We start from the raw sequence: 338 nt of genomic DNA, 5'->3' as shown, positions 1-338 counted from the left end.
GCCTTATTAATCAGCCTTGACGCTTCAGCCACATCCCCTTTCTTCAGCGCCGTTTCTGCCGCCTTAAGGGTTTTCCCTGCAACGTCTCCTGCTCCCGGTATCAACCCAACCGCTGCCGCAAGATAATCCAGCGCCGTATTCGCTTCCGCAAAGCCTTTGATATCGCCCACTATCGGGACAAAATCCAGCCCCGTTCCGGCAACATCTTTCACCATCTGCGTACAGGCGGCCTGATTCTGTTCACAGATGGCTTTCTGTGCTTTCTCGTACTTCTCTATAGTGCCTTTCCTGTTGGCTTCTGCGGCACCAAGAACATGGGCTAAGGAGTTATTATCAAC

General features: G+C 52.4%; 1 pseudogene. It reads right to left on the bottom strand.

What is annotated here, in order from left to right:
- A pseudogene (locus tag JJB97_RS18455) lies at positions 1-338 on the bottom strand (hypothetical protein); the annotation flags it as partial.

It is taken from the genome of Tenebrionibacter intestinalis, from assembly GCF_016632365.1.
Taxonomy (GTDB): domain Bacteria; phylum Pseudomonadota; class Gammaproteobacteria; order Enterobacterales; family Enterobacteriaceae; genus Tenebrionibacter; species Tenebrionibacter intestinalis.
This window is presented reverse-complemented; position numbering and strand designations above follow the sequence as displayed.